A 24,855-nucleotide genomic window follows, 5' to 3' on the forward strand; every position below is an offset into this window, starting at 1 on the left:
CTAACAGGTTATATTCGCCGCATACTCATTCAGCCAGAGCAAATCTTTTTCAAAAAGAATAATTTTCTTCACCTCCGCATGTTCCTGATGCCAGAACATAAATCGAAGCGTCGTGGCAATCATGTGCCATACGAGCCGCAGATGGAGAGAGTCATCCAGGTCCCAGCCGTAAAGATTCAGCCAGTCTTCCCATTTGTCTTCTTCGACATACCAGTAAAGCAGCATCGACAGGTCCACGGCCGGATCCGCAATAACCGCCTGATCCCAGTCGACCAGGTAAAGAGACTTTCCGTCGTTATCCAGAAGCCAGTTGTTATGGTTGACATCGGAATGGCAGACCGCTTTCTGTGCATGCTCCGCCTGTCCGGCCGTCTTTTGTAAAAAAAGGATGGCCTCACGCACCGCTTTCGTCTGCCTGCCTTTCTCAGCCCGGTCAACAAGCTGCTTCAGCATCTGATCTGTCGAAACCGGTTTTTTCCCCAGCCTTTTCAGCATAAACAAAAGCGGATCGGACGTGTGTATTTTTTTTAAGAGCCCGGCCACCCGTTTTGATGACATTTCTCCTGGCTTCAGCACTCTGCCGTTCATCCACTGCTGGGCCGTCAGCACATCCCCGTTGCCCATCCGCCGGGCCCACAAAAGCTTCGGAACGATTCCCTCGGCTGAAAGCACGGCGAGGAACGGTGACGAATTGCGTTTGATAAACAGTTTATTGTTCCCGGACTCGGCCATATAAGCCTCCCCGGTCATTCCACCCGCAGACGAAATAACCCATTCCTCGCTGTCAAAAAATCTCATCAAGACAGGTCACCTTTGCCTTTCAAAATCCGATCAATAAAAATGGACCATCGCATAAAAATATACCACTTTCTCTATGATTGAACAATCTCCAGATGCTTCCTTTCCGAAAAAGCACACACGCCGCATTCTCTGCCTAAATTCCGGCGTCCTGAAACCGCATTTCCGCATCCGTCTCGCTGTGAGCCAGCAGCGTTTCGGCCGCTGTGATCTGTTCCTTTTTCAGCATCAGAGAATGCGCGGAAAGCTCTTCATACCAATCTCTCTTGCTGCGCAGATCAATACAACGGATATCCGGTTTTCTATGCACAAATTCGATATAACTTTCCGGAGCGAAGACGGCTCCCGCTGTCTTCATTTTGATCCCCAGATTGCTCATCAATGAGGACACGACGCTTTCCGTTCTGACCAGAGAGATCAGCGGATTAAGCCGTTCCCGTACCGACCCTGTCAGGATCTCCCGCCATTTACGGGCCGACACCTCCTGGAAAACGCTGCCTTCTTCCCCGATCAGGGGTTTAATGCACCAGATCGTATCATTGGTAATGAGCAGCGAATCAAGCTGGACAGCCGCTGATTTTGAAAGCAGCACCGGACAATACAGCACGAATGAAACATCGTTAACCGCCCGCAGAATTTTCTTCAGCCAGTTCTGGCCGTGCACTTCATTCGGGCACGGAGAATGTTTGTCCGCCGTTCTCGTTGCCCAGTCCAGCTGTTCTTCAAACAGCCATTCATAAAATAGCCTCTCCGGATCCGCAGGAAGCGTCGTATCTTTTGCACCTGAGAGGCTCCGATCCGTGTCCTGAAGTCCTCTTTCCTCCTTCCATTCGGCAAGTCTCCTGCTTTTAAGCCAGACAAAGCGGCCGGCATATCCGGGCAGATCGATCTGATAGCGTGAAACGCACTGCCTGATTTTTATCATCTGAGCCATACTCCTCTCATCCACCCCTTCTTCCCCTCTTATTGTAGTACAAAACAGGCGACGGAGGGTCCCGTTATCACCCTCCGAAAAGAAAATGTTTGAGCGGAAGATAGCGGGGAAGCCTGCCCGGCCGAACCGTGTACAGGATCATGCCGTCCGCCTTCCATGACAAGCCGCGCCACGGCGAATCTCCGGCCGTTATAGCGGCAGCCGTTCCGGACGACCACTTTTTAGCCACGGTAATATGAGGCTTAAACGGCCGGCGCTCCAGAGACAGGCCCTGGCGGGACAGCCTGTCCGCCGCACGCGCTCTGAGCCGGAAAAGCTCTGCAGACGGTTCCAGATCCGCATAGATCACACGCGGGTGCCGTTGATCCCCGAATCCGGTCATGTCGGAAAGCGTCAGGCACAACGGGGCCGTCTCCCGCGCAAGCAGCTCCATCGAATGACTGATCGGTCCCAGTTTTTCTGAAGCGAGAGCGCCAAAGAAAAACAGAGTAATATGGCAGTCGCGGGAATCCGTCCAATAACGATACGTACATGTCCGGCGCAGCCGATCCGCATCTGCTGCCAGCAGCCGGCCGATCGTGTCAGGGACGGGTATGGCAAGAAAAAGAAAATAGTGTTCAGGCATTGTCATCCATCCCTTCTCTTCTGATCATATCGCCTGGCAGTGCCCTTCTGCAACTTTTTACAGCTGCCAAACTTTTTTTACGTAAATTAAATCTTTTTACTCGGAAATATAAAAAAACAGGTCGACCTTCGTTCGCCGCATCCTGTATAATGAGGAAGGAAAATGAGGTGAATACTGTGAATACGCCGCAACGGAAACGGCGACAGTGTTACAAGGACCTGTTCGAAGCGGGAAGGCAGGAAGGCAGGGGGAGACGAAAGGTTTTCTTCTTCGCGAAAATTCTGCTCTTCCTTCGAACATCTCTTTAAAGAAGGAATTGTGAAAGAGAGATGCATATTATGATGAAAATTGTGAATTTAGTAAGCGATCTTGTCGGAAATACGCCGATGGTCCGGCTCAACAGGCTGCCCGACCCCAACGGCGCGTCAATCTACGCCAAACTGGAATACTTCAACCCGACCAAGAGTGTAAAAGACCGAGCCGCCCTGAATATGATTCTGAGCGCCGAGCGGGAAGGAAAATTAAAAAAGGGAGCCACCATTATCGAACCGACATCGGGCAATATGGGAATCGGACTAGCGATGAACGCGGTGGCCCGCGGTTATAAGGCCGTCATCGTCATGCCGGATACCATGACGCCGGAGCGGATCAACCTGCTGAAAGCATTCGGAGCCCAGATTGTCCTGACTCCCGGCAAAGACAAAATGCCCGGTGCGATCAAAAAAGCCGAAGAACTTGCTCAAACCGTACCGGACAGCTTTATGCCGATGCAGTTCGATAATCCGGCCAATCCGGAAGCTCACAGCAAGACAACCGCCCCTGAAATTATCCGCGACGTTGAAGCACTCGGAATGCCGCTGAAAGCATTCGTGGGAACAGCCGGAACGGGCGGAACCGTTACGGGGACAGGCAGAACATTAAAAGAGAAATTTCCGGACGTAACGGTCCATATCTGCGAACCGGCCGGATCGCCTGTCTATTCCGGAGGCAAACCCGGCCGTCATAAAATCGTCGGGACCAGCCCGGGCTTTATTCCGAAAACTCTCGATCTCTCTCTGATCGATGAAATTATCCAGGTAACGGATGAGGATGCTTATGAAATCACCCGCCGGCTGGCACGGGAGGAAGGCATTCTCTGCGGACCGTCGTCCGGCGCCTCCGTCTATGTCGCTCTTCAGGTCGCCAAACGGTTCAAACCGAGTGATCTCGTCGTCTGTATGATCAATGACACGGGTGAACGCTACCTTTCGGGGGATATCTTTTCCCGTTGAATAGCTGAATACTGAATAAGGGACAAGGCTGATCAGCAGCAGTTTCCGATGAAAGCCATCGGGAACTGCTGCTTTTTTCTGAAAACGCTGTCTGAACAGCTCTCAAAAATTAAATCTAATTCACGAAAAAGTCTAATAAAGCATTTGACATTTATTAAAAAAGAGTTATATTAAAAATGTCAAGAGGGGACCCTTTGAAAAGTGTTTTCCTTCACTCAGAACTGTTTTGCACCTATCCGGAAAACTCTTCCGTATTTTCAGAAGGTTGAGTATTTCCTGTCAGTAAGAGACGTATCTTTTTATTGATAAAAAAATAGGGAGTGGTTTCTTGAGTCCTTCAACTGATCGAATGCTAAATCGCGTTAGGTCTGTTTATTTATTTATTCGCAAGCAGGGAACCGTCACGACGAAAGAGCTGGTTGAAGAATTTGACATGACACAGAGAACTATGCAGAGAGACTTGAATATTTTAACCTATAATAATTTGGTCAGGAGTCCGAGAAGAGGCCACTGGACAGTGACAAATAAAAAAGTAAGAGTTTCCTGAACTGCTTCCGGCGGTTCTTTTTTTGTTGGCGCGCACGGCCGCGATAGGCACTTTTCCCCCGTTTCCCCTTTCCGCACCGTTATCGGGAATCACCTCTCTCCGTTTCTTTTTCAGCAAAAATTCTTCCGCCTTGTCCCCGGATTCACGAACGGCTTACAAAAGACGGGCAGCGCTCATTCATGTATAATGATTTCAGAAACAAATTGCAGCGCGCTGTCAAGGGAGAGTAGAGTTGATGAAAAAAAAGATCGGCCTTTTGGCAACAGCAAGAAAGAAAGCACACGGCCCCGCCCCGGTCACCGATTTCTATAAAAGTCCGCTATTCATTAAATCACTTCGTTACGCGAGGCAGACTTACGATCGTTTTTACTTTTACAATGCCAGGGACGGCCTGCTGCTCCCCGATAAAATCATGGAACCTTACGATATCTCGATCCGGACCTTCCCCCAATACCAGAAAGTCGCCTGGGGCAAACGGGTCATCGCCATGCTGAACGATCTTGAAAATCTGAAATCGGTCTCTCTTTACCTGCATGGGGGCAGGATTTACCGCAATTACCTTGAACCGGAGCTCAACCGGCTCGGCATTGATTTTATCGTCCCTCTTGAGGGGATGAGCATCGGAAAACAGCTTCGCTGGTACGATGAACACACGCTTCTGCCGGAAGATTAGAAAACCCGGCTTTATTCAAATCTCCGACGCAGACGAAGGTACCGTTGCGGGGACCGGAACGGCCTCATGCCGGACAAGCCGCGCGACACGGTGCTTCTGTTCGGCTGCCCATCCTTCTCAAAAATTTTTTTTCCTCCTATCTATAATAATATAAAGGAAACATGCCCCGATTTATTTTTCCGCGGACAGCCCCTTATCGGCTTCCTGTGTCATAGACTGTTTATTAAGTCAGGCAAAAAACCAATGACCAGGGAGGCTTTCACTCATGACTTACAACGATGGCAACGGATCCCTGTCCGCAGGCGCTCCTTTTTTCTATGATTCTGCTTCGTCCGGAGACGTTCCGAAGCCGCACGACAGGTTTTATTTCCCGTCCCGGCCGCTGTCTGCCGAACAGCAGGCCGGCGGCCCCGCGGAAACTCCTTTTCCTTACCCTTACACAAGTGAAACGGCCGCATCTTTTACGGAAAACAGCTTTGAGTGGTACGATCCGATGACAAGCGGAGGAAGCAGAATGCCCGACCAGCCGGTTCAGACAGGCGGAGGCAGCCGGCTTGAGCGCAGGCTGATTTCTCTCGAGAGAAGGCAGGATCGGCTTGAACGCGAGCTCGAGCGGATGGACAGACGAGTGCGCCTGCTGGAAAGAAGGATCGGGCTTCCGATTCCGCCCGGCGGAATACCCAGATAAAATACGTTCCGGTGCCGGAAAGAAATTGCCGATTCAATGCAAAGAGGATCCGGGAAGCACGGCCTACCGGATCCTCTTTGTTTTATTTAGAGGCAGGATCGGGCGGGATTTGCCTATGACTTTTCTCAGCAGTCCCGTCCATTTTGCCAGTGCAAGATAGATGAGAGAGCCGACAACAATGCTTACAAACAGCACAAATGCCGCAGAGCCCCTGCTCGCCGGTGACCCTCCGCCAAAAAGCTTGAAAATCAGAGAAATACTCAGCAGCATGATGACGGTGTAGGCCATGATATGCGCCAGCTGCCGGGCAATCATCGAGAAACGGTAGCCGGTTGCCCGTCTGATCGAAACGATGTTGATGGCAATCGACAAAGTATAACCGATATCGGTGGCAATGATCGGACCGATCATGCCGAACAGCAGCATACAAACCGGATTAAGAAGCAGCTTTACAATAACGCCGGCGACGAGGCTGATCAGCGTCGTACGCTGATGATTGATTCCCTGAAGGATGGAGGCTGTGACTTCGAAAAGAGAAAAAAACAGCGCGCTCGGCGCATACCAGCGCAGGATGCGGCCGCCGATCTCCAGGCCGGGGGACGTGATATCAATCAGCAATCCGTGAACGGTGTAGCCGAGAATCGAAAGGCCGGCAACGGCGGGAACCGTCAGAAACAAAACAAGCTGCAGTGCCTGTGTAATTTTCTGATTGACATCTTCCAGATCGTGCCGGGCATAGGAAACGATCATGGCCGGGACGACGCTGGCCGCCAGCGACGTCGCCAGCGTGTCCGGAATCATCACGAACTTTTGATCATTCATCGTCAGATCAGGAACGATGATTTTCAGCATACTTGCGCTGTAGCGGAGATAATGAAAGACCATTGCCTGATCAATCGCCTGATAAAGCTGCAGGGCAATGCCGACGGCAACGAAAGGAACAGCATAGGCTGTCAGTTCTTTATACATCGACAGGAGAGAGACACGGGTTCTCCGCTTTCTGATCACACCATTTTTCTGTGCATCAGGCCGCCTGACGACCCAATAACGCATCACAACATAAAGGCCGGCAACAGCGCCGACGAACGCGGCAAAAGTGGCCAGGGCGGCGGCCGTCACGGCCGAGCCGTGCAGGACATCCATCACAATGAATGCGCTGATCAGTATAAACGCTACCCGGACAATTTGCTCGGCAACCTGTGAGGCCGCCGTCGGCCCCATGGATTCAAAGCCCTGAAAATAGCCGCGCAGCAGGCTCATCACCGGAACGATAATAATTGCGATACTGACGACACGCATAACCAGCACGACATTGCTGACATCCGCTTTGCCGACGCCGTACAAATCGGCGATCCACGGAGAGCCGAGAAAGAGAAAAAGGAATCCGAGAATGCCTGTCACCGACATCAGCAAAATGCCGGATCTGAACAGGCGCCTTCCTGTCTCATAATCGCCGAGCGCATTGTATTTCGAGACAAATTTCGCCACGGCAAGCGGCAGTCCCATCGTCGAGATGCTCAAAATAATTGCGTAAGGCGTGTAAGCAAACTGATAAAGAAAAGTACCTTCGTAACCGGTCATTGCCTGGTAGGGAATAAAGAAGAGAATACCCAGAAATTTAGAAATGAAGGCGGCGACGGCAAGAATCATCGTCCCCCTGATTATTTTTGAAGTGGCCATTACATTCGCTCCCGGAGCCGTATACTCGGGCCTGTCCGCCCGCGGTCCTTTTGTATTTTACCACATTAATTTTCTTTTCGATAAAAAAGATAAGTCATTTTTTAAAAGATTTTACCGCTATGCGGCTATTCTTAAAAGACAAAGACAGATAAAGGAAGCCGGAAGCCGGGCTTTACCGCGGATTGTTTTCTTCCGCCGCCCGAACTGCAGCCAAAAAAAAAACACCGCGCCACTGATGACGCAGCGAACAAACGGATTGTCACCTTTGTCTTATATCTTTTCGGATCCTTCCTTCCGGCTCTGTACATCATTACCGGACAACAATATTAACGAGCTTATCGGGAACGGCAACAACTTTCTTTACCGTTTTCCCTTCCAGACGGCGGATGATCGCCGCTTCACGCATCGCTTTTTCTTCAAGCGCCTCTTTTGAAGTTCCTTTATCAACGGTCAGTCTGGCGCGGATTTTCCCGTTAATCTGCACAATGATCTCAATTTGTTTTTCGGCAAGTTTGCGGACATCGTATTTCGGCCACAGCGATTTTTCAACGGATTGATCATGGCCGAGCAGCGACCAGATTTCTTCGCCTATGTGCGGTGCAACCGGAGAAAGCATCTGGACAAAGCCCTCGGCCATCGTTTGCGGAATCTGCTCCTGTTTGTAAGCTTCATTAATAAAAGTCATGAGCTGGGCAATGGCCGTGTTGAAATGCATGGATTCATAGTCTTCGGTCACTTTCTTAACCGTTTGATGATAAATCTTCTCAAATCCGGCATCGGGAACGGCTGTTTCAGATACTGTTTCCGAAAGCCTGCCGTTTGTACCGACAAACAGCCGCCAGATCCGGTCAAGGAACCGGCGCGAGCCGTCGATTCCTTTTTCCGACCAGGCAACCGCCGCGTCGATCGGCCCCATGAACATTTCGTAGAGACGAAGCGTATCCGCGCCGTGGGAAGCCACAATCTCGTCCGGATTGACAACATTTCCCTTGGATTTACTCATCTTTTCATGATTGCTTCCGAGAATCATCCCTTGATTAACCAGCTTTTGGAAAGGTTCCTTCGTCGGCACGATACCGAGATCATACAGGGCCTTGTGCCAGAAGCGGGCATACAGAAGGTGCAGTACCGCATGCTCCGCGCCGCCGACATAAAGATCGACCGGCATCCATTTTTTCAGCTTCTCCGGATCGGCCAGCTGCTTTTTATTGCGCGGATCTACATACCGGAGGAAATACCAGCTGCTGCCGGCCCACTGCGGCATCGTATTGGTTTCCCGGCGCCCTCTCATACCGGTTTCCGGATCAATGACATTGACCCAGTCCGTCTCATTGGCGAGCGGCGATTCACCCGTTCCCGAAGGTTTGATATTTTTCGCTTTCGGCAGCCGGAGCGGCAGTTCCTCCTCAGGCACCGGCTTCATCGATCCGTCCTCCATATGGATAATCGGAAGCGGTTCGCCCCAATAGCGCTGGCGGCTGAACAGCCAGTCGCGCAGCCGGTAGGTCACTTTGCGTTTCCCGGCGCGGCGATTCTCCAGCCAGTCGATCATTTTCGCAATGGCTTCTTTTTTGCCCAGTCCATCCAGAAAATCCGAGTTCACGTGCGGGCCGTCGCCGGTAAAGGCGCCCTTCGACAGATCGCCGCCGGCAACCACTTCAATAATCGGAAGGCTGAATTTCCGTGCAAATTCATAGTCGCGTTCGTCATGCCCCGGAACGGCCATGATGGCACCGGATCCATAAGTGATCAGCACATAATCGGCGATCCATATAGGGACCTTCCGGCCGTTTACCGGGTTGACGGCATAGGCGCCGGTAAAAGCGCCGGTTTTCGTCTTCGCCAGATCCGTCCGTTCCAGATCGCTTTTGGCAGCCACTTCATCGCGGTAGGCATTAACAGCGCTCCGCTGCTCTGCCGTCACAATTTCATCAACCAGTCCATGCTCCGGCGCAAGCACCATGTATGTCGCACCGAACAGCGTGTCCGGCCGCGTTGTAAAGACCGTCACCGATTTCCCGGGGTGGCCGTCAACCGGAAAAACGACTTCGGCGCCTTCGGAGCGTCCGATCCAGTTGCGCTGCATTTCCTTAATACTCTCCGGCCAGTCCAGATCATTGAGATCATTCAGCAGCCGGTCGGCATAGGCCGTAATCCTCAGCATCCACTGTTTCATCGGTTTGCGGACAACCGGAAAACCGCCGCGCTCGCTCTTGCCGTCAATCACCTCTTCATTCGCCAGCACGGTTCCGAGCGCCGGGCACCAGTTGACCGGTACTTCTGCCATATAGGCCAGGCCCTTCTTATAAAGCTGGAGAAAAATCCACTGCGTCCATCTGTAATAATCCGGATCCGTTGTATTGATTTCCCGGTCCCAGTCGTACGAGAAACCGAGCGATTTGATCTGGCGCTTGAAGGTCTGTATATTTTGTGCGGTAAACTGTGCAGGATCATGTCCCGTATCCAGCGCATACTGTTCTGCCGGAAGTCCGAACGCATCCCATCCTATCGGATGAAGGACTTCAAATCCCTGCATCCGTTTCATCCGTGCAAGAATATCCGTTGCCGTATAGCCCTCCGGGTGCCCGACATGAAGGCCCTTCCCGGAAGGATAGGGGAACATGTCCAGAACATAATATTTTGGTTTATCCGAGTCATCATTTGTTTTGAAAGTATGATGATCCTCCCAATATTTTTGCCATTTCGCTTCGATTTTCCGATGATCGAAAGCAAGTGCCACGGCGAATTCCTCCCTTTTTGAACGCTTTTCTTTGTTTAAAATATAAAACCCCCCGTCCTTAACTTCATGTCAGGGACGAGAGGTTGATGACTATATGATTCCATTCCCGCGGTACCACCCAGATTAGTGCCCGCTCCGCCCGGCAGAACAGCACCCGCTTATTCCCTTAACGTGGGTATTCGGCGGACGGCGTCCAGCAAAGGATGCCGCCGCAGCTCAAAGGCGAGTTCACTTGTTCGTCGGACCGGCTCGCACCAGACGCCGGCTCTCTGTTTCCGTATCTACTATAAGTTACTGTTCCTTTTCATCGCCGCTTGGATAATCATGCTGTATAGTTCATTTATAGTCCATTCTATGTAATCCGTCATACCGTGTCAATACAGGGCGGATTGAATTTGATCATTTTTCTTAAACAGAAATCATCCCTCCGCCCCCGGCGCTTTATGTTTCCGCAGAATTCTGCTAAAATTTGCGATAGATTGCCGAAAGGGGCCATCATGTATGCCCGAAACAAAGCGGCCGGATTTTTTCGGCCCGGATAAACGTTATTATTCCTGGAATACCTATCTCAGAAGCAAATTTGGAGAAAAAATCTTTAAAATTCCGCTGGACGGCGGATTCGACTGCCCGAATCGTGACGGAAAAGTAGCCTACGGCGGCTGCACGTTCTGCAGCCAGAAGGGTTCCGGAGATTTTGCCGGAGACCGCCGTGACGATCTGATCACACAATTCAATACGGTGAAAACGAGAATGCTGAAAAAGTGGCCACATGCAGCCGGCTATATCGGTTTTTTTCAGGCCTTTACCAATACGTATGCGCCAGTTGAAAGACTCAGGGAACGTTTTGAAGTCATTCTCGAGCAGAAAGGATGCGTCGGATTGTCGATTGCGACACGTCCGGACTGTCTTCCGGACGATGTCGTCGATTATCTGGCGGAACTGAACAGCCGCACCTTTCTATGGGTCGAACTCGGCCTGCAGACCGTCCACGACCGGACCGGGCGCCTGATCAATCGGGCACACGACTATCAGTGTTTTGCCGACGGCGTCGAAAAACTGCGCAGAAAGAGCATTCCGGTCTGCGTCCATATTATTGACGGGCTGCCCGGCGAAACGACGCAGATGATGATGGAAACGGCCCGAACGGTTGCAGGGCTCGATATCCAGGGCATTAAAATCCATCTTCTTCATCTACTTAAAAAAACAGCGATGGTCAAGCAGTATGAAAAAGGTCTGCTGAAGTTTCTCGATTTCAATACTTATGTGAACCTGGTCTGCGACCAGCTGGAAATCCTGCCGCCGCACATGATCATTCACAGACTCACCGGGGACGGTCCCGCCGATCTGATGATCGGTCCGATGTGGAGCCTGAACAAATGGGAAGTGCTTGACGCCATCGACGACGAGCTGGCGAGACGTGACAGCTGGCAGGGGAAATATTATCGGCCTCAGGCTGCCCGATCGCCCGAAAACTGAATGCTGCATGAAAAATTGAAGAAGGCGGGCACTCGAAAGGGCGCCCGCCTTCTGGTCTGCTGCGTTCAGACGCTTTGCCGCAGCCTGCGGTAAATCCATCCGTTGACAAAGAAAAACAAACCGCAGCCCCCGGAACGCCGAATTAATTTTCTGGCCAGAACCCGTACATTGCGCTGCCTGGCCACTTTTCTGTCTGCGAGATAGATGCCGAGCAGCCCGCGATTGATCATTTTGTGAAAGTTCCGGTCCGGCATGCCGTCAATTGCCGCATCCGCTTCCTCAATAAAATGATTAAAGCGGGCCATCATTTCTTCCTCACTGTTGTAATAAAAGCAGAAGTTGAGATCCCCTTCCTGTTTATCCTCTTCCTGATCAACAAAATAATCCATTAAAATATGCAGACCCTGAACCCATGGAAAATAACTGTTCTTGATCGTCTGAACGAGCTGCCCCATCTCACGGCCCCGGGCAGCCGCATAGGATACGATGCAGAAAATGCCGAGGGTGGAACCCGAGCAGGCAGCAAATTCATACCAGCTCATTTCAGGAAATCTGTTCTTATACTTCTGAAACCAGGCGATCAGCCGCGGAACGCGCTGATCCTTTTCGACATGTTTGTGCACCTGAAGATCGCAATAAAAACCGGCCAGCTCATGCAGTGCCGGCTGAATGTCGCCGAGCGCAGTCAATCGGGACAGAACGCCCTGACAGGTCGATACAAGATCCTGAAGATAACCGCCGTCGGACGAGACGTCCCGATATTGATAATAATCGGACGGGCCGGTGCCCGGAGTCAGCGCGTGCAACATGGCGCTGTGAAGCCTGCGGAAGTCCACGGGATCAAGCGATACGCTTCTGTCGCACAGATTGTCCAGATAATCGCTGATCGTCTGGTAGGCAACGATAAAAGAAATCACTTCGCTTCTTTTTTCTCCGGCGAGCAAGCTGTAAATAGCGCCGCCTTCACAGTGGAACGCTTTCGTCTGCAGGCTTGCGAGCGCCTGTCTGCGCAGTTCCGGGTCCGGAATGGCGCGCGCTTTCTTTTTCCAGTTTTCAAGCTCGCCGTGTACTTGCGGAAGCACTTTCCGATAAATTTGCGCCATCAGCCGCAGCGGTCCGGATGGTACGGCCATGAAGAATACCTCCTTTGCCCGTCTTAATTTGTCTTTCTCTGAACCGTCTACACTATGAAATAGTTTTCGTCTCCGCGCCGTCGAATCCGTCTAAAAAATTATTTTAGCGATACGGCCCGGCTCAATCTCCTTTTTATTATAATACACTATTATCGAAAAAATTTTCGTTTCTTGTCGTACGCCCGGCTTCAATTTTCCCGAATCATTTAAAAAGCCGTTTTCCGCTCTCAAGCCCAACGGAAAACGGCTTTAATCATGGTTTTTATTTTTCGGATGCCGAGGAACCCGCCAGAACCTGCTGCTTCAGCAATTCGGCCTTATCCGTTCTTTCCCACGGAAGATCAATATCGGTCCGTCCGAAATGGCCATACGCTGCTGTCTGAAGATAAATCGGCCGGCGCAGATCAAGCATTCTGATAATACCCGCCGGACGCAGATCGAAATTGTCGCGGATCAGTTCTACCAGCCGTTCTTCCGCCGCCTTCCCTGTCCCGAATGTATCGACGGAAATCGAAACAGGCTGAGCCACACCGATCGCATAGGCAAACTGAACCTCGCATTTATCGGCAAGGCCTGCCGCAACAATATTCTTGGCCACGTAACGCGCGGCATAGGATGCCGAACGGTCGACTTTCGTTGCGTCTTTGCCCGAAAACGCGCCGCCGCCGTGATGGGCATATCCGCCATAAGTATCGACAATGATTTTGCGCCCCGTCAGGCCCGCATCGCCCTGCGGCCCTCCGATGACAAAACGTCCTGTCGGATTAATGAAGAATTTGGTTTTACTGTCGATCAGGTCCTGCGGCAGTGTCGGATAGATCACATGATCAAGCAGATCCCTTTTGATTCTGGCTTCAGCCACATCCGGATCGTGCTGTGCCGAAACGACAATCGTGTCAATACGCGCCGGACGGCCCTCTTCATCATACTCTACCGTTACCTGCGTCTTACCGTCCGGCCTCAGGTATGTCAGTTCGCGGCTTTTTCTGACGTCGGCCAGGCGTTTGGCCAGTTTATGCGCGAGTGAAATCGGCATCGGCATCAGCTCGGGTGTTTCGTTAACCGCAAAGCCGAACATCAGTCCCTGGTCGCCGGCTCCGATCGCCTCTATCTGGTCATCCGTCATTTTCCCCTCACGCGCTTCAAGCGCCTGGTTCACGCCCTGGGCAATATCCGCCGACTGCTCCTCGATCGATGTCAGAATCGCACAGTTCGAAGCATCGAATCCGTATTTGCCGTCGTCATAGCCGATGTCCCTGATCGTCCGGCGCACCACTTTCGGTATATCGACATAAGTCGATGTCGATATTTCTCCCGTGACAAGAACGAGGCCGGTGTTTACGGCCGTTTCGCAGGCCACGCGCGCGTTGGGATCCCCTTTCAGAATCTCATCAAGAATCGCATCTGATATTTGGTCGCAGATTTTATCAGGATGGCCTTCCGTCACCGATTCCGACGTGAACAGTCTTCTTGAATACTTTTTCTTCATTTTCCTTCCCTGCCTTTCAGACATTATATACAAAATAGTTATAACGGTACCCGATCCGTGACTTTTCTTTTAATAAGGCATGAAAAAGGCCCGTTCCCTTGTGTAAAGGATTAGGCCGTTTCTTATCACGCATCTCTTATTAATCAGAAGAAAATTTCTCCTGCAGGTTAGCACCGTACCGCAAGCGGCCGGTTGCCGGGCTTCACCGGGCCTGTCCCTCCACCTACTCGGAATAAGAGCAGCCATATTATAATTCCCATAATAACGCAGGGAATTACCACTGTCAATGAAATTCCGCCGCCTCTTAAAGGGCGGTTTTGAGCCATACCATTATGCCGGTGCGTGCAGGAGATTCCGGCAATTTTTCCGAAATAATTATGGTTCACTTTTTAAGTGTGCTATACTTTAGGTGTCGAAAGTATGATGGCTATAAAATGAGGAAGGGATGTTAATATGAATGTGACGGTTTCCAATACGCTCATCTCTGAACTGTTCAAAGCGAAAAATACCTTTGTGAATCTGTCTTCTGCAGAACTTGTTGAGAAAGCGCTCGCTAAAAATGAAGGCGCTTTAACGGACAAGGGGGCACTGGCCGTGACGACCGGAAAATATACAGGACGGTCCCCCAAAGACAAATTCTTTGTAAAAGATGAAACAACAGAAAATCGGATTGACTGGAATCGAAACCAGGCGATCGGTGAATCTGTTTTCGTTAAGCTTTATCAGAAAGTCGTTCGCTACTTGAACGATCAGCAGGATCGTTTTGTTTTTCAGGGTTTTGCCGGAGCCGATCCGAATCATCGTCTCTCCATTCAGGTGGTCAATGAATACGCCTGGCAGAATCTGTTCTGCCGTCAGCTGTTCATTTGCCCGACTCCGGATGAACTGAAGAGCCACAGTGCCGATTTCACCGTTCTTTCCGCCCCCGGATTCAAAGCAGATCCGGCGATTGACGGTACCCGTTCGGAAGCATTTATCATTATTTCCTTCACGCATCGCATCGTTTTGATCGGCGGCACCGAATACGGTGGCGAGATCAAGAAGTCGATCTTTACAGTGATGAACTATCTGCTTCCGCAGAAACAAGTTATGTCGATGCACTGCTCGGCAAACCAGGGAAAGAACGGAAAAGTCGCTTTATTCTTCGGCCTTTCCGGCACAGGAAAAACGACTTTATCAAATGTTCCCGACCGTGATTTAATCGGCGATGATGAACACGGCTGGTCGGATCAGGGTGTGTTCAACATCGAGGGTGGCTGCTACGCAAAAACAATCCGGCTTTCAAAAGAAAAAGAGCCGCAGATTTACAACAGCATTCAATTTGCCACTGTTCTCGAAAACGTTGTCATCCATCATGATGACCGCAAACCGGATTATGACAACGGTTCTCTGACAGAGAACACGCGTGCTGCCTACTCACTTGAAAATGTCCCGAACGCATTGATTCCGAGCGTCGGCGGACACCCGAATGCCATCATCTTCCTGACGGCGGATGCATTCGGCGTGCTGCCGCCGATCAGCCTGCTGACGCCGGAACAGGCTATGTACCAATTCCTGTCGGGATACACAAGTAAGCTGGCCGGAACCGAAAGAGGCGTGACCGATCCGGAGGCTACCTTTTCAACCTGCTTCGGAGCACCGTTTATGCCGCTTCCGGCATCGACCTACGCCGAACTGCTGGGTGCAAGAATCAAAAAGCATCACGCGGCTGCCTATTTGGTCAACACAGGCTGGACGGGCGGACCGTACGGCGTCGGAAAAAGAATGCAGCTCTCCTATACTCGATTGATGATCCAGGCTGCGCTTGAAGGCAAATTTTCCGATACGGAAACGGTCACGGATCCGATCTTCGGCCTGCACATTCCGAAAAAATGCCCCGGCGTTCCCGACAAAGTCCTGCTGCCGTGGGAGACGTGGTCCGACCGGGATGCATACGATAAAAGCGCCCGGCAGCTTGCCAAAAAATTCAAAAACAACTTCGGCAGTTTTCCTGAAGCATCCGAAGCGATCCGCTCTGCAGGGCCGCTGGCTGAATAATAAATGTGAACAATCAAAAAGGCATTGCCCTTTATTTTCGAGGGCGATGCCTTTTTTTAATCATCAAATGCATCCCGATGCACATGAAGAACCCGGCGGCCGCCGAATTTCCCGGCAGCGATCGCCTTCATTGATTCGGAAAGCACGCGGTCTTTCATCAAAAAACTGTATCTTCCGTCCGTCGCAAGCGAATCGGGCAGCCTGCTGATAAATCGCGGACCTCCGGTTTCCAGATAGCTTTTTTTCAGTTCGATCCGATCGATCTCGCCATAATAAATATTCTTAACGATGGAATCGGTTTTTCCGTCGACACGATACTGGCCGACTGGAAACAGGCGGCCGATATGCGCCCCCGTCTCTTCATCGACTTCCCTGCGCGCAGCATCGTCGGCATTTTCACCCTTCTCCACTTTACCGCCCGGGAATTCGAGGCCCCGGCGCAAATGCAGCGTGAGCAGCCATTGTTCATGAAAACGGCAGATGACCCAGACGTGCTTCGGCCGATCGGAAAACGGAAAATCGGCAACAGCAAGACTGACCCTGTTTCCGTAAAAATCCTCAAATGTTTTAATCGCAGCCAAAAAAAATCGTCTCCCCGGTTTTTCAGCGCCTTTCCGCTCCGCCGGCTCTTTTTATTTCGGCAATTTTCGCCCGCTTTTTGCTCATGGATAAAGGCGCCCGTTGCTCATTATTGTACCACGTTTTTCCGCATACTTCTCCGCTTTTGTCCGTTTTCGCGCGCTGCACTTATCCGATATTCCTTTTCTGCCATTTCTGATAGCGTTTCCATTCATTTTCAAGCTCAGACAGCGTCCATCTGTTCAAGCTGCCCGGATCGCTGGTCGCTCTGTTTTCCTTCAGCATTTCAATCAGATATTTTTTCCGATTTTCCACTGCGGTTCTTAATAAATTAACATTATTCATCCTCTGATCGGGCCGCCGGATAAGTAACCGTTTTCAAAAAGATCCGACGCGCACCCTTCACTCCTTCCATATTATCAGAACGCCGTCTCGGCCTTTCCCGATATCATTTCCGTCCATGCCTATCTAAAACCCGGCTGATTGCCAAAACGCAATTCCAAAAAATTTCAGCGTCTCCGTATCTTTGAAAGCATCTGTTCTCTTTAAACGGAACACCGCCGGACGCAGACCTTGCCGCATGGATTCGGATACTTTTTATCTGAAATCAAGAATGTACTTATTTTCACAAATTTAAATACTAATATATATATTATATATCAAATATACGGAAAAGTATGCAATTTCAGCGAAAAAAAAGCGCTTCTTATAAAAAATCAGAAATGAGGTTTCGGATTGCCGAAAAACGGCTATATGATTACTAACCCTAACCCCAATACACTTTATGTATCATCCCGCTCCTGTGAGCGGGATTTTTTCATAGGGCAGATGTTTCCGCTCCGATCCGTACGATACGGAACGGAGACCGGCTGCCTGCGAAAAGCAACACGCGCCTCTCACGACGCATCAAGCATTGACCATGCGGCTCCGCCTGACTTTCTCCTGAAAATCCATTTGTTCCTGCCGCGTCATTTTCTTGAAGTCCTTAATAAACGCTTCGTATTTGGGCATGACGTCCTTCATCCGTCCGTAATCGTCAACGCGTCCGTACTGAATCCACAGCGCCTTTTCACAAAACTGCTTCATCTGACCGATCGAGTGGCTGATAAAGAAGATCGTCTTCCCGCTTTCTTTGAACTCATTCATTTTATCCAGACATTTTTCGGCAAAGGTCTGATCCCCCACGGAAAGCGCCTCATCAATAATCAGAATATCGGGATCAATATGGATCGAGATGGCAAAACCGAGTCTCGACCGCATCCCGCTTGAGTATGTTTTGACCGGCTGATCGATAAAATCGCCGATATCGGCAAATTCAATAATGTCAGGTGTCAGCTCTTTGATTTCATTTTTATTGAAGCCGAGCATCAGACATTTCAGCTCAATATTTTCTTTTCCGGTCAATTCACCCTTCAGACCGGAAGCAATCGCAATCAGTGCCGTTTCGCCCTTGACGGTGACCGTGCCCGATGTCGGCGGAACAACGCCGGCAATAATGTTCGACAGCGTTGATTTACCGGAGCCGTTGACACCGATAATGCCGATGACATCGCCTTTTTCCGCCTCAAAACTGATATCCCGAAGCGCGTAAAACGACTTGCCGTAGCTCTTCGGAGAAATAAGATCAAGGATTTTCTCAGAATTTTTAGTGTACATCTTATATTTTTTCGTGACGTGACTCACGATAACCGATTTTCCCATAATGAACCTGTCCACCTTACAGATAGTCTACGAAGTGATCCCTGAATTTCATATGGATCACCGAACCGAAAATGAACATCAGAGCAATGACGGCCCAGAAATAAATCGTATACTTAATGTGTTCGATGCCGTACCACGAGATGCCGAGAAGGGAGGCCCGATACCCCTCAACAAGATAGTACATCGGATTGAGCAGCATCACGTTCTGCAGAAAAACAGGCAGCCGCGACGGTGCCCAGAGAAACGGCGTCAGATAGATCATCATGCGCATCAGCGAGATCAGCACCTGCTGCAAATCGCGGACAATGGTCGTCAGTGTCGAGGTAATCAACGACGCGGACAGCAGAAAAGCGAGCGCCGCAAACATGAAATAGGGCAATTGTATAATATAGAAACTTATTTTGAAATCTGTAAACTGCAAAATAACGATGATGATGGCCATTAGCATTAAATGCTGGTAAAACTTTTCAAAAATGACATAGCTCGGAATCGTACTCATCGGAAAATTCATCTTGGCAATGAACCAGATACGCGAATAAATGGATCTTCCGCCTTCCATGATGGCTGGATTGAGGAAAAACCAAAGACATATTCCGGAAATCAGCCAGACAACATAGGGAACTTCTACGCCGTGTCCCATATATATTTTCGTATTCCGGCTCAAAATATAGCCGAAAACAAGCCAATAAATAAGAATCTGAATCGTCGGGTTGAGAATCACCCATAACATGCCTAAATAATTATTATTGTTCTCGCTTTTCAGTTCATAGAGCGACAGCCGTCTGATCAGATAAAAGTTGCCGACCTGCTCTTTAATCACTTTCCATGCAGATTTCATAATCCAATCCTTCCACATCACTGAGTCGTGCATGTCTTCCTGCGGCCGGTTTCGCAAAACCTCCAATCAATACTTTAGCACAGCTTTAGTAAAAAAGGAAATCCTCCCAAGCGTGCCCAGCCGGCGTGTCCGTCATTGAAAAACCGCCGCTTTCGCCGTTTGCTCCGCCCGTGAATACAGCCACCAGTTATTCGCACCCCTGTTTCCGTTTGCGACCGGTTTCTTCTCCTGTTCCAGAGGAATGATTGCCGCCGGCTTTTTCCCGTTTTCGCATTCCTCTTCCCGTCATGTTCCTTTCATGCCGGGCATCAGGGGGGAGAAAGATCAGGCGGCACTTGGAATAGGTCGGGCGTTTCCGTTTATTTATTCGGCTAAATAGGATATAATAATAAGATTAACAGGAAAGGGGATTTTGACACATGGGATTTAATCGAGGCCCTCAAGAACCGGTTCCTGAAGCAGAAACGGCTGTCTGGACGTGCACCAATGAATCATGCTCGGGATGGATGAGAGATGCCTTCTCGTTTGACAGTCATCCGAAATGTCCGCTCTGTCACTCCGAAATGAAGAAAGAAACGAGAATGCTTCCGGTCATTGACTGATTTTTCAATGAAGGCCGGTCAACGAGCTTGACAGGCGTTATTCAAGCAGTCTAAATACGGCAGGATGTTTCCGCTAAAGATATTCGGGGATGTCCTGCATTTCTTTTACCGGATAAAATAGTGATCCCGGCACTGATCCCCCGCACAATTCAGTATCCTATTTCTGTATCATTCTGAATAAAGCGCCGTCCGATACGATCTCCCTTCTTTACAGATACAGCTCCCGTATTCTGAAAAAGATACTTTCCTCAACCGGCCGTCGATACTTTATTCCGCCTGACTGTAATACTTTCTAAAAGTACAGGAAAATGGGAATCCGACTACCCATTTTTTGGATAAGTTACGATACAATAGATAGGCAGGGACAGAAGGTGATTCTTTGAAGCTGAATAAAATGAAAAGAAAATATGCCGACAGGCGGGGATGGCGCCGGATCATCGGAAGCCGCATGACCCGAAAATCGTTCATGTGGCCTTCATTCCATGGAGAGGCCGTACTGCTTATTTTTGACGATATCAAAGCTCCTCTTTCGGTCATCTATGGAGGAATCCGGACAAAAACAGTGGACCGCTCCTTTTCCTGGCTGCAGCTTTTTCCCGCCTCTCCGGCACATTTTGTTCTGACAGCAATGTTTAACGCGGAAAAACAGCTGGTCCAGTGTTACTTTGATGTCACATATCAGGAAGGGTGTGATCCGGACGGTGTTCTCTGGTTCGATGATCTTTACCTGGATATCATCCTTTTCCCGAGCCATGACCTCTATCTGGTTGACGAGGATGAGCTGAACGAAGCGCTTAACGCCGGAATCATCACCCCGGAAATGTATGATTTGGCATGGCGGACAGCGCGGTGTCTCGGGACCTTTATTAAAAACAATCCCGATCATTTTCTCAATCTGGTCCGTGATCTGCGCAGCATATTTACAGATTGAACGACAGGGGGCTTTTCTGTGATCGTAAAAATAACGGATATGAAAGAAACGGATTTCCTTCCTTATATGCACCGGATGGTACAGCAATATGCAGTTGAAAAACAGCGAAGCGGAGCGTGGACGGCGGAAGACGCGCCGCATAACGCGATCGACGAGTTCAACCGCCTGCTGCCGCGCGGTTTCTTCACACCCAATAACCATTTTTTTACTTTTCTGGACGGCTTCGGAAGAAAAATCGGGAGGCTGTGGCTTTATTATCATCTGAATGAGTCAAACAGGAACGCCTTCATTTATGACTTCGAGATCTTCGATACCTTTCAGAATCAGGGGCTCGGCCAGGCAGCGCTGAATGCGCTTTGTGATTATTGCCGAAAGGCCGGCCTGGAGAAACTGAGTCTGCATGTCTTTGCCCATAATCAACGTGCGATGCATGTCTACCAAAAGCTGGGCTTTGCGGCAACGGACGTTAACATGCTCAAGTATCTGTAACCCGTCCGGACGGACGCATAATACGGACCCCGGCAGCGCAGCTTATGACCGGGGGGAGGTGTGCTATGCGTGGCTAAAACAAGGGACAAGGAATACAGGACAAATAAGGGAAAAACAGCAACCAGCGTCAATCCTGCAGGACGACCGCCGGATACGTCCGCGGCTCCGGTCTCGAAACTTGAAGATCGTGCACGCAAGGGAAAATAGCAAATGAACGGGTCATAAAAACCGCGATGAACTGATTTCCATCGCGGTTTTTTTATCGGCCCTCTTTCAAATGAGCGCCGGAACGGAATCCCCGTCTTCACTCTGAATATACAAATAGGGATGTTTACTCACACGAATCAGCAGTCTTTCGTTAAAGATAAGCGATCATTCAAAAAAAGATTGCTGCCCCGGGCAGCCAATGATTGACATGCAGATGTGCTGAAAATAAAAGCCCCTTACTGCACCAAACTTAGGAAGCCGAACCCGATGAACGGTTGCCCCGGATCAGAGTCGGGCGATCAAACTGAATTTGAACAGTCGCGCCGAATCAGGCCTAGGTCGCGCCGAATTACCGGAAACTCGCTCCGAATTGCCAGAAAGTCGCGCCGAATTTGAGCGGTCGCTCCGAATCAGGCCTAAGTCGCGCCGAATCGGGCTAAACTCGCTCCGAATTTCCGAAAACTCGCTCCCAATCACCGGAAACTTGCTCCGAAGCTGGACGATCGAGCCGCAGCGCCGGGAAGCTTGGTTTATCAATCGTCTGGAACAGTTTATCAGTCGTGGCGCTTGGTTTATCGGCCGTCGGAGGCAGCTTCTCAGTAAGGGACTGTCCGGCAATCAACTCTGCTTGCAAATAGGAGTACGCCTAATCAAGTGCTTCAAGCAGCAGATCGGCAATGTGCACGGCCCGGACCGAACCTGTTTTATTTGCACGTTCAATCCCCAGCTTCATTTCAAGCAGGCAGCCCGGATTTGCCGTGACAATCGTCCGTGCGTGTGTTTTTTCAACCTTTTCCATTTTATGGTCGAGAATCTGCATCGCCATGTCCGGTTCCACAATATTGTAGATACCGGCTGAACCGCAGCATGTATTCGCGCCTTCCATTTCTTCATAGTGCACACCTTCGATCGCCTTCAGAAGCGCGCGCGGTTCTTCGAACGTCTGCATTACGTTGCGCAGGTGGCAGGAATCCTGATACGTGACCGCCTGCTCAGGCAGATGAAGCCTGTTCTTTTTCAGAAAATCCAGATCCATGAGAACCGCAGAAATATCTTTGAGCTTGGAAACAAAACGCTTCGCCCGATCGGCCCACTCAGGCTCGTCCTTTAAAAGGTGATCGTATTCAATCAAAAAGGCGCCGCAGCCGCCGGCATTGGTAACAATGTAATCTGCCTCTTCTTTCTCAAATGCCTCAATATTCTGCTTGGCCATCTGTTTGGCCCTCTCCAGCTCCCCGCCGTGCCCGTGAAGCGCACCGCAGCACAACTGATTTTCGGGAATCACCACGTCGCAGCCCGCTTTCTGAAGCAGCCGGATCGTTGCATTATTTGTAGAAAAGAACATGGTGTCCATCAGACAGCCGGCAAACAGCGCCGCCGTCGCTTTTTTTTCTCCTTCATGTTCAAAGAAACGCGGGCGCCGTTTTATTTCCCTGCGCTTCGGCACTTCCGGCAGCACTTTCTCCATCGTCGCCATGCTGGAAGGAAAGAGTTCCATAAATCCGATCTTGCGGGCCGCTTTGGACAGGCCGCTCCGCTGGTAAAATCCGAGCAGACTGGTCGCCTTCTCCATTCTGTTCTGATGCGGGAACAGTTCTTCAAAAATTCCTTTTCTCAGCATTTTCACCGGTAGCGACTGTTTCTTGTTCGCCTGGATGATACTGCGGGCATTCTCCAGCAGGCGGCCGTATTTTACTCCGGACGGGCAAACCGGTTCACAGGCCCTGCATCCGAGACAAAGATCGAGTGAATGCGCCATGTCGTCGTCCGGTTCAATAATCCCGTCGGCAACGCCCTTCATCAGTGCGATCCGGCCGCGCGGCGAATATTTTTCCTGCCGGCCGGTTTCGATGTAGGTCGGACATGACGGCAGACAAAAACCACAGCGCATACAGTTGAGCAATTCATCATAATCCATCTTTTCTTTGAATTCTTTCTGGATTTTCTTTTTCACCGATGCCGTCATCATTTTGCCGCCGCCATCCTTTCTTTCGATTCTTCCGCAAACACTTTGCCGGGGTTCATAATGTTTTTCGGATCAATCGCCTGCTTGATTCCGCGCATCACTTCAAGCCCCGCTTCCCCGATCTTCCACTTCAGATAGGGCGCTTTCGTCATGCCGATCCCGTGTTCTCCGGTAAGCGTGCCGCCCAGCTCAATCGCCTTCTCGAATATTTCGGCGAAAGCCGACTCGACACGCTGCATCTCCTCTTTGTTCCGTGAATCGGTCAGACAGGTCGGATGGAGATTGCCGTCGCCCGCGTGCCCGAATGTCGAGATCCGTACTTTGTATTTTTCAGCAATTTCCGCAATTGCCCGGACCATCGTTGCGATTTCCGAACGAGGCACCGTGGCGTCTTCCAGAATCGTTGTCGGTTTCAGCCTGGCGAGCGCGCTCAATGCCGACCTTCTCGCCGTCGCCAGTTTTTCCGCCTGTTCTGCGGAAGCGGCAAGCTGAACATCCACGGCCTGCTCGCTGCGGCAGATCTCCGCAATTTTCTTAATGTCCCGGTCGACGATCTCCTGCGGGCCGTCCTGGACGATCAGCAAAATGGCTTTAACATCGGTCGGCAGTCCGATGTGGGCAAAATCTTCGACTGCCCGTAAAGTATCCTGATCGAGAAACTCCAGTGTGACCGGTATCATCTTGTTGGCAATAATCTTGGAAACCGAGCGGCCGGCCGCCTCGATATCCTGGTACAGCGCAAGAATAGTCTTCTGCGATTCCGGTTTGGGGATGAGTTTCAGCGTGGCTTCCGTGATTACGCCCAGCGTCCCCTCCGATCCGATAAAAAGGCGCGTCAGATCATACCCCGCAACGTCTTTGGTCAGCTTTCCCCCCGTGCGGATCAGCTCCCCGTTCGGCAGGGCAACCTGAAGCGCCATCACGTAATCGCGCGTCACGCCGTATTTCAATCCGCGCAGGCCGCCCGAATTTTCACTGATGTTTCCGCCGATTGTCGATACTTTCATGGAACTCGGATCCGGCGGATAGAACAGCCCTTCTTTCTCGACCCTATCGCAGATGGTTTTTGTGATCACGCCCGGCTCTACCGTCACCGCCAGATTTTCTTTATCCAATTCCAATATTTTGTTCATACGTTTAGACAGCAGAACAACCCCGCCTTTGACGGGGCAAGTATCCGCGCATAGATTGGATCCCGATCCTCTTGAATAGACAGGTGTTTCCGTCTCGCTGCACATTTTTAGAACCGCAGCGGTTTCTTCGGCGTTACCGGGTGCGACCACCAGGTCCGGAAGCGACTGATAATTCGGCGTCGCGTCATAGGAATAGACCAGCCTGCCGGTTGTTGTATCGTCGACATTTTCCGTTCCGACAATATCGGCGAGCCCTTCTTTAAGTTTGTTCAGCTTCTTCTGGAATTTTCTTGAAGACATGCTCTCTCCTCCGTTTCT

23 protein-coding genes, 1 riboswitch and 1 other annotated feature are annotated in these 24,855 nt (G+C 50.5%); of the genes, 10 read left to right on the forward strand and 13 right to left on the reverse strand.

Features of this window, described 5'->3' with window-relative positions; all coding sequences use genetic code 11:
• The 3 genes from Q6A92_RS18245 to thpR form a co-directional block, all read right to left on the reverse strand.
• Positions 1-798, reverse strand: coding sequence for a phosphotransferase family protein (locus Q6A92_RS18245; RefSeq protein ID WP_274400628.1), 798 nt, complete (start codon positions 796-798; stop codon positions 1-3).
• A 136-nt stretch (positions 799-934) separates the two neighbouring features.
• Positions 935-1,747, reverse strand: coding sequence for a hypothetical protein (locus Q6A92_RS18250; RefSeq protein WP_332238974.1), 813 nt, complete (start codon positions 1,745-1,747; stop codon positions 935-937).
• Between the two features lie 52 nt (positions 1,748-1,799).
• Positions 1,800-2,357 (reverse strand): RNA 2',3'-cyclic phosphodiesterase, encoded by a 558-nt coding sequence (thpR, locus tag Q6A92_RS18255; RefSeq protein ID WP_332238975.1) that lies wholly within the window; start codon positions 2,355-2,357, stop codon positions 1,800-1,802.
• 338 nt (positions 2,358-2,695) lie between these two features.
• On the opposite strand from thpR, the gene cysK reads away from it, so the two are divergent.
• From cysK to Q6A92_RS18275, 4 genes are all read left to right on the forward strand, one after another.
• Positions 2,696-3,628, forward strand: a complete 933-nt coding sequence (gene cysK / locus Q6A92_RS18260) for a cysteine synthase A (protein ID WP_332238976.1) — start codon at positions 2,696-2,698, stop codon at positions 3,626-3,628.
• Positions 3,629-3,956: 328 nt separating this feature from the next.
• Positions 3,957-4,175 (forward strand): DeoR family transcriptional regulator, encoded by a 219-nt coding sequence (locus tag Q6A92_RS18265; RefSeq protein ID WP_274400623.1) that lies wholly within the window; start codon positions 3,957-3,959, stop codon positions 4,173-4,175.
• Positions 4,176-4,410: 235 nt separating this feature from the next.
• A complete protein-coding gene (locus tag Q6A92_RS18270; RefSeq protein WP_274400621.1) occupies positions 4,411-4,848 on the forward strand; it encodes a DUF6884 domain-containing protein in 438 nt (145 codons plus the stop codon).
• A gap of 265 nt (positions 4,849-5,113) precedes the next feature.
• Entirely contained in the window at positions 5,114-5,536 is a 423-nt protein-coding gene (locus tag Q6A92_RS18275) for a hypothetical protein (protein ID WP_274400619.1), read from the forward strand.
• 63 nt (positions 5,537-5,599) lie between these two features.
• Here Q6A92_RS18275 and Q6A92_RS18280 read toward each other — a convergent pair whose 3' ends face one another.
• Both Q6A92_RS18280 and leuS read right to left on the reverse strand, forming a co-directional pair.
• Entirely contained in the window at positions 5,600-7,216 is a 1,617-nt protein-coding gene (locus Q6A92_RS18280) for a putative polysaccharide biosynthesis protein (protein ID WP_274400617.1), read from the reverse strand.
• Between the two features lie 310 nt (positions 7,217-7,526).
• Positions 7,527-9,956 carry a leucine--tRNA ligase gene (gene leuS / locus Q6A92_RS18285; protein WP_332238977.1) on the reverse strand — a complete coding sequence of 810 codons (2,430 nt, stop codon included), beginning with the start codon at positions 9,954-9,956 and terminating at the stop codon, positions 7,527-7,529.
• Between the two features lie 68 nt (positions 9,957-10,024).
• Positions 10,025-10,273: a binding site (T-box leader), on the reverse strand.
• A 184-nt stretch (positions 10,274-10,457) separates the two neighbouring features.
• Here leuS and Q6A92_RS18290 point away from each other — a divergent pair.
• A complete protein-coding gene (locus tag Q6A92_RS18290) occupies positions 10,458-11,432 on the forward strand; it encodes a TIGR01212 family radical SAM protein (RefSeq protein WP_332238978.1) in 975 nt (324 codons plus the stop codon).
• A gap of 65 nt (positions 11,433-11,497) precedes the next feature.
• On the opposite strand, the gene Q6A92_RS18295 is transcribed toward Q6A92_RS18290, so the two are convergent.
• On the reverse strand, positions 11,498-12,565 hold the full coding sequence (locus Q6A92_RS18295) for a tetraprenyl-beta-curcumene synthase family protein (protein WP_274400613.1): 1,068 nt from the start codon (positions 12,563-12,565) through the stop codon (positions 11,498-11,500).
• Positions 12,566-12,827: 262 nt separating this feature from the next.
• Positions 12,828-14,054, reverse strand: coding sequence for a methionine adenosyltransferase (metK, locus tag Q6A92_RS18300; RefSeq protein ID WP_274400611.1), 1,227 nt, complete (start codon positions 14,052-14,054; stop codon positions 12,828-12,830).
• A 133-nt stretch (positions 14,055-14,187) separates the two neighbouring features.
• Positions 14,188-14,293: riboswitch (SAM riboswitch) on the reverse strand.
• Positions 14,294-14,507: 214 nt separating this feature from the next.
• On the opposite strand from metK, the gene pckA reads away from it, so the two are divergent.
• A complete protein-coding gene (pckA, locus tag Q6A92_RS18305) occupies positions 14,508-16,091 on the forward strand; it encodes a phosphoenolpyruvate carboxykinase (ATP) (protein ID WP_274400609.1) in 1,584 nt (527 codons plus the stop codon).
• A 56-nt stretch (positions 16,092-16,147) separates the two neighbouring features.
• Here the strand turns inward: pckA and ytkD are convergent, their stop codons facing one another.
• From ytkD to Q6A92_RS18325, 4 genes are all read right to left on the reverse strand, one after another.
• Positions 16,148-16,672 carry an RNA deprotection pyrophosphohydrolase gene (gene ytkD, locus Q6A92_RS18310; protein WP_332238979.1) on the reverse strand — a complete coding sequence of 175 codons (525 nt, stop codon included), beginning with the start codon at positions 16,670-16,672 and terminating at the stop codon, positions 16,148-16,150.
• Positions 16,673-16,838: 166 nt separating this feature from the next.
• On the reverse strand, positions 16,839-17,015 hold the full coding sequence (locus Q6A92_RS18315; protein ID WP_332238980.1) for a Fur-regulated basic protein FbpA: 177 nt from the start codon (positions 17,013-17,015) through the stop codon (positions 16,839-16,841).
• Between the two features lie 561 nt (positions 17,016-17,576).
• The gene (gene tagH / locus Q6A92_RS18320) at positions 17,577-18,371 is read right to left on the reverse strand and encodes a teichoic acids export ABC transporter ATP-binding subunit TagH (protein ID WP_332238981.1); all 795 of its coding nucleotides are present in this window, start codon (positions 18,369-18,371) and stop codon (positions 17,577-17,579) included.
• Between the two features lie 16 nt (positions 18,372-18,387).
• Positions 18,388-19,209, reverse strand: coding sequence for an ABC transporter permease (locus Q6A92_RS18325; protein WP_332238982.1), 822 nt, complete (start codon positions 19,207-19,209; stop codon positions 18,388-18,390).
• A 419-nt stretch (positions 19,210-19,628) separates the two neighbouring features.
• Between Q6A92_RS18325 and Q6A92_RS18330 the strand changes: the two genes are divergently transcribed.
• From Q6A92_RS18330 to Q6A92_RS18345, 4 genes are all read left to right on the forward strand, one after another.
• Entirely contained in the window at positions 19,629-19,811 is a 183-nt protein-coding gene (locus tag Q6A92_RS18330; RefSeq protein ID WP_274400602.1) for a cold-shock protein, read from the forward strand.
• Positions 19,812-20,190: 379 nt separating this feature from the next.
• A complete protein-coding gene (locus tag Q6A92_RS18335) occupies positions 20,191-20,742 on the forward strand; it encodes a DUF402 domain-containing protein (protein WP_274400601.1) in 552 nt (183 codons plus the stop codon).
• A gap of 18 nt (positions 20,743-20,760) precedes the next feature.
• Complete coding sequence (locus Q6A92_RS18340) at positions 20,761-21,231, forward strand: GNAT family N-acetyltransferase (protein WP_274400600.1); 471 nt, start codon at positions 20,761-20,763, stop codon at positions 21,229-21,231.
• 69 nt (positions 21,232-21,300) lie between these two features.
• The gene (locus tag Q6A92_RS18345; RefSeq protein ID WP_274400599.1) at positions 21,301-21,438 is read left to right on the forward strand and encodes a small, acid-soluble spore protein L; all 138 of its coding nucleotides are present in this window, start codon (positions 21,301-21,303) and stop codon (positions 21,436-21,438) included.
• Positions 21,439-22,084: 646 nt separating this feature from the next.
• Here the strand turns inward: Q6A92_RS18345 and Q6A92_RS18350 are convergent.
• Together Q6A92_RS18350 and glcD are read right to left on the reverse strand one after the other, a co-directional pair.
• A complete protein-coding gene (locus Q6A92_RS18350; protein WP_332238983.1) occupies positions 22,085-23,407 on the reverse strand; it encodes a (Fe-S)-binding protein in 1,323 nt (440 codons plus the stop codon).
• Positions 23,404-24,837, reverse strand: a complete 1,434-nt coding sequence (gene glcD / locus Q6A92_RS18355; protein ID WP_274400597.1) for a glycolate oxidase subunit GlcD — start codon at positions 24,835-24,837, stop codon at positions 23,404-23,406. The genes Q6A92_RS18350 and glcD overlap by 4 nt, the downstream gene beginning before the upstream one ends.
• Positions 24,838-24,855: the final 18 nt, after the last annotated feature.

The sequence above is a fragment of the Sporolactobacillus sp. KGMB 08714 genome (genome assembly GCF_036598985.1).
Classification (GTDB): Bacteria; Bacillota; Bacilli; order Bacillales; family Sporolactobacillaceae; genus Sporolactobacillus.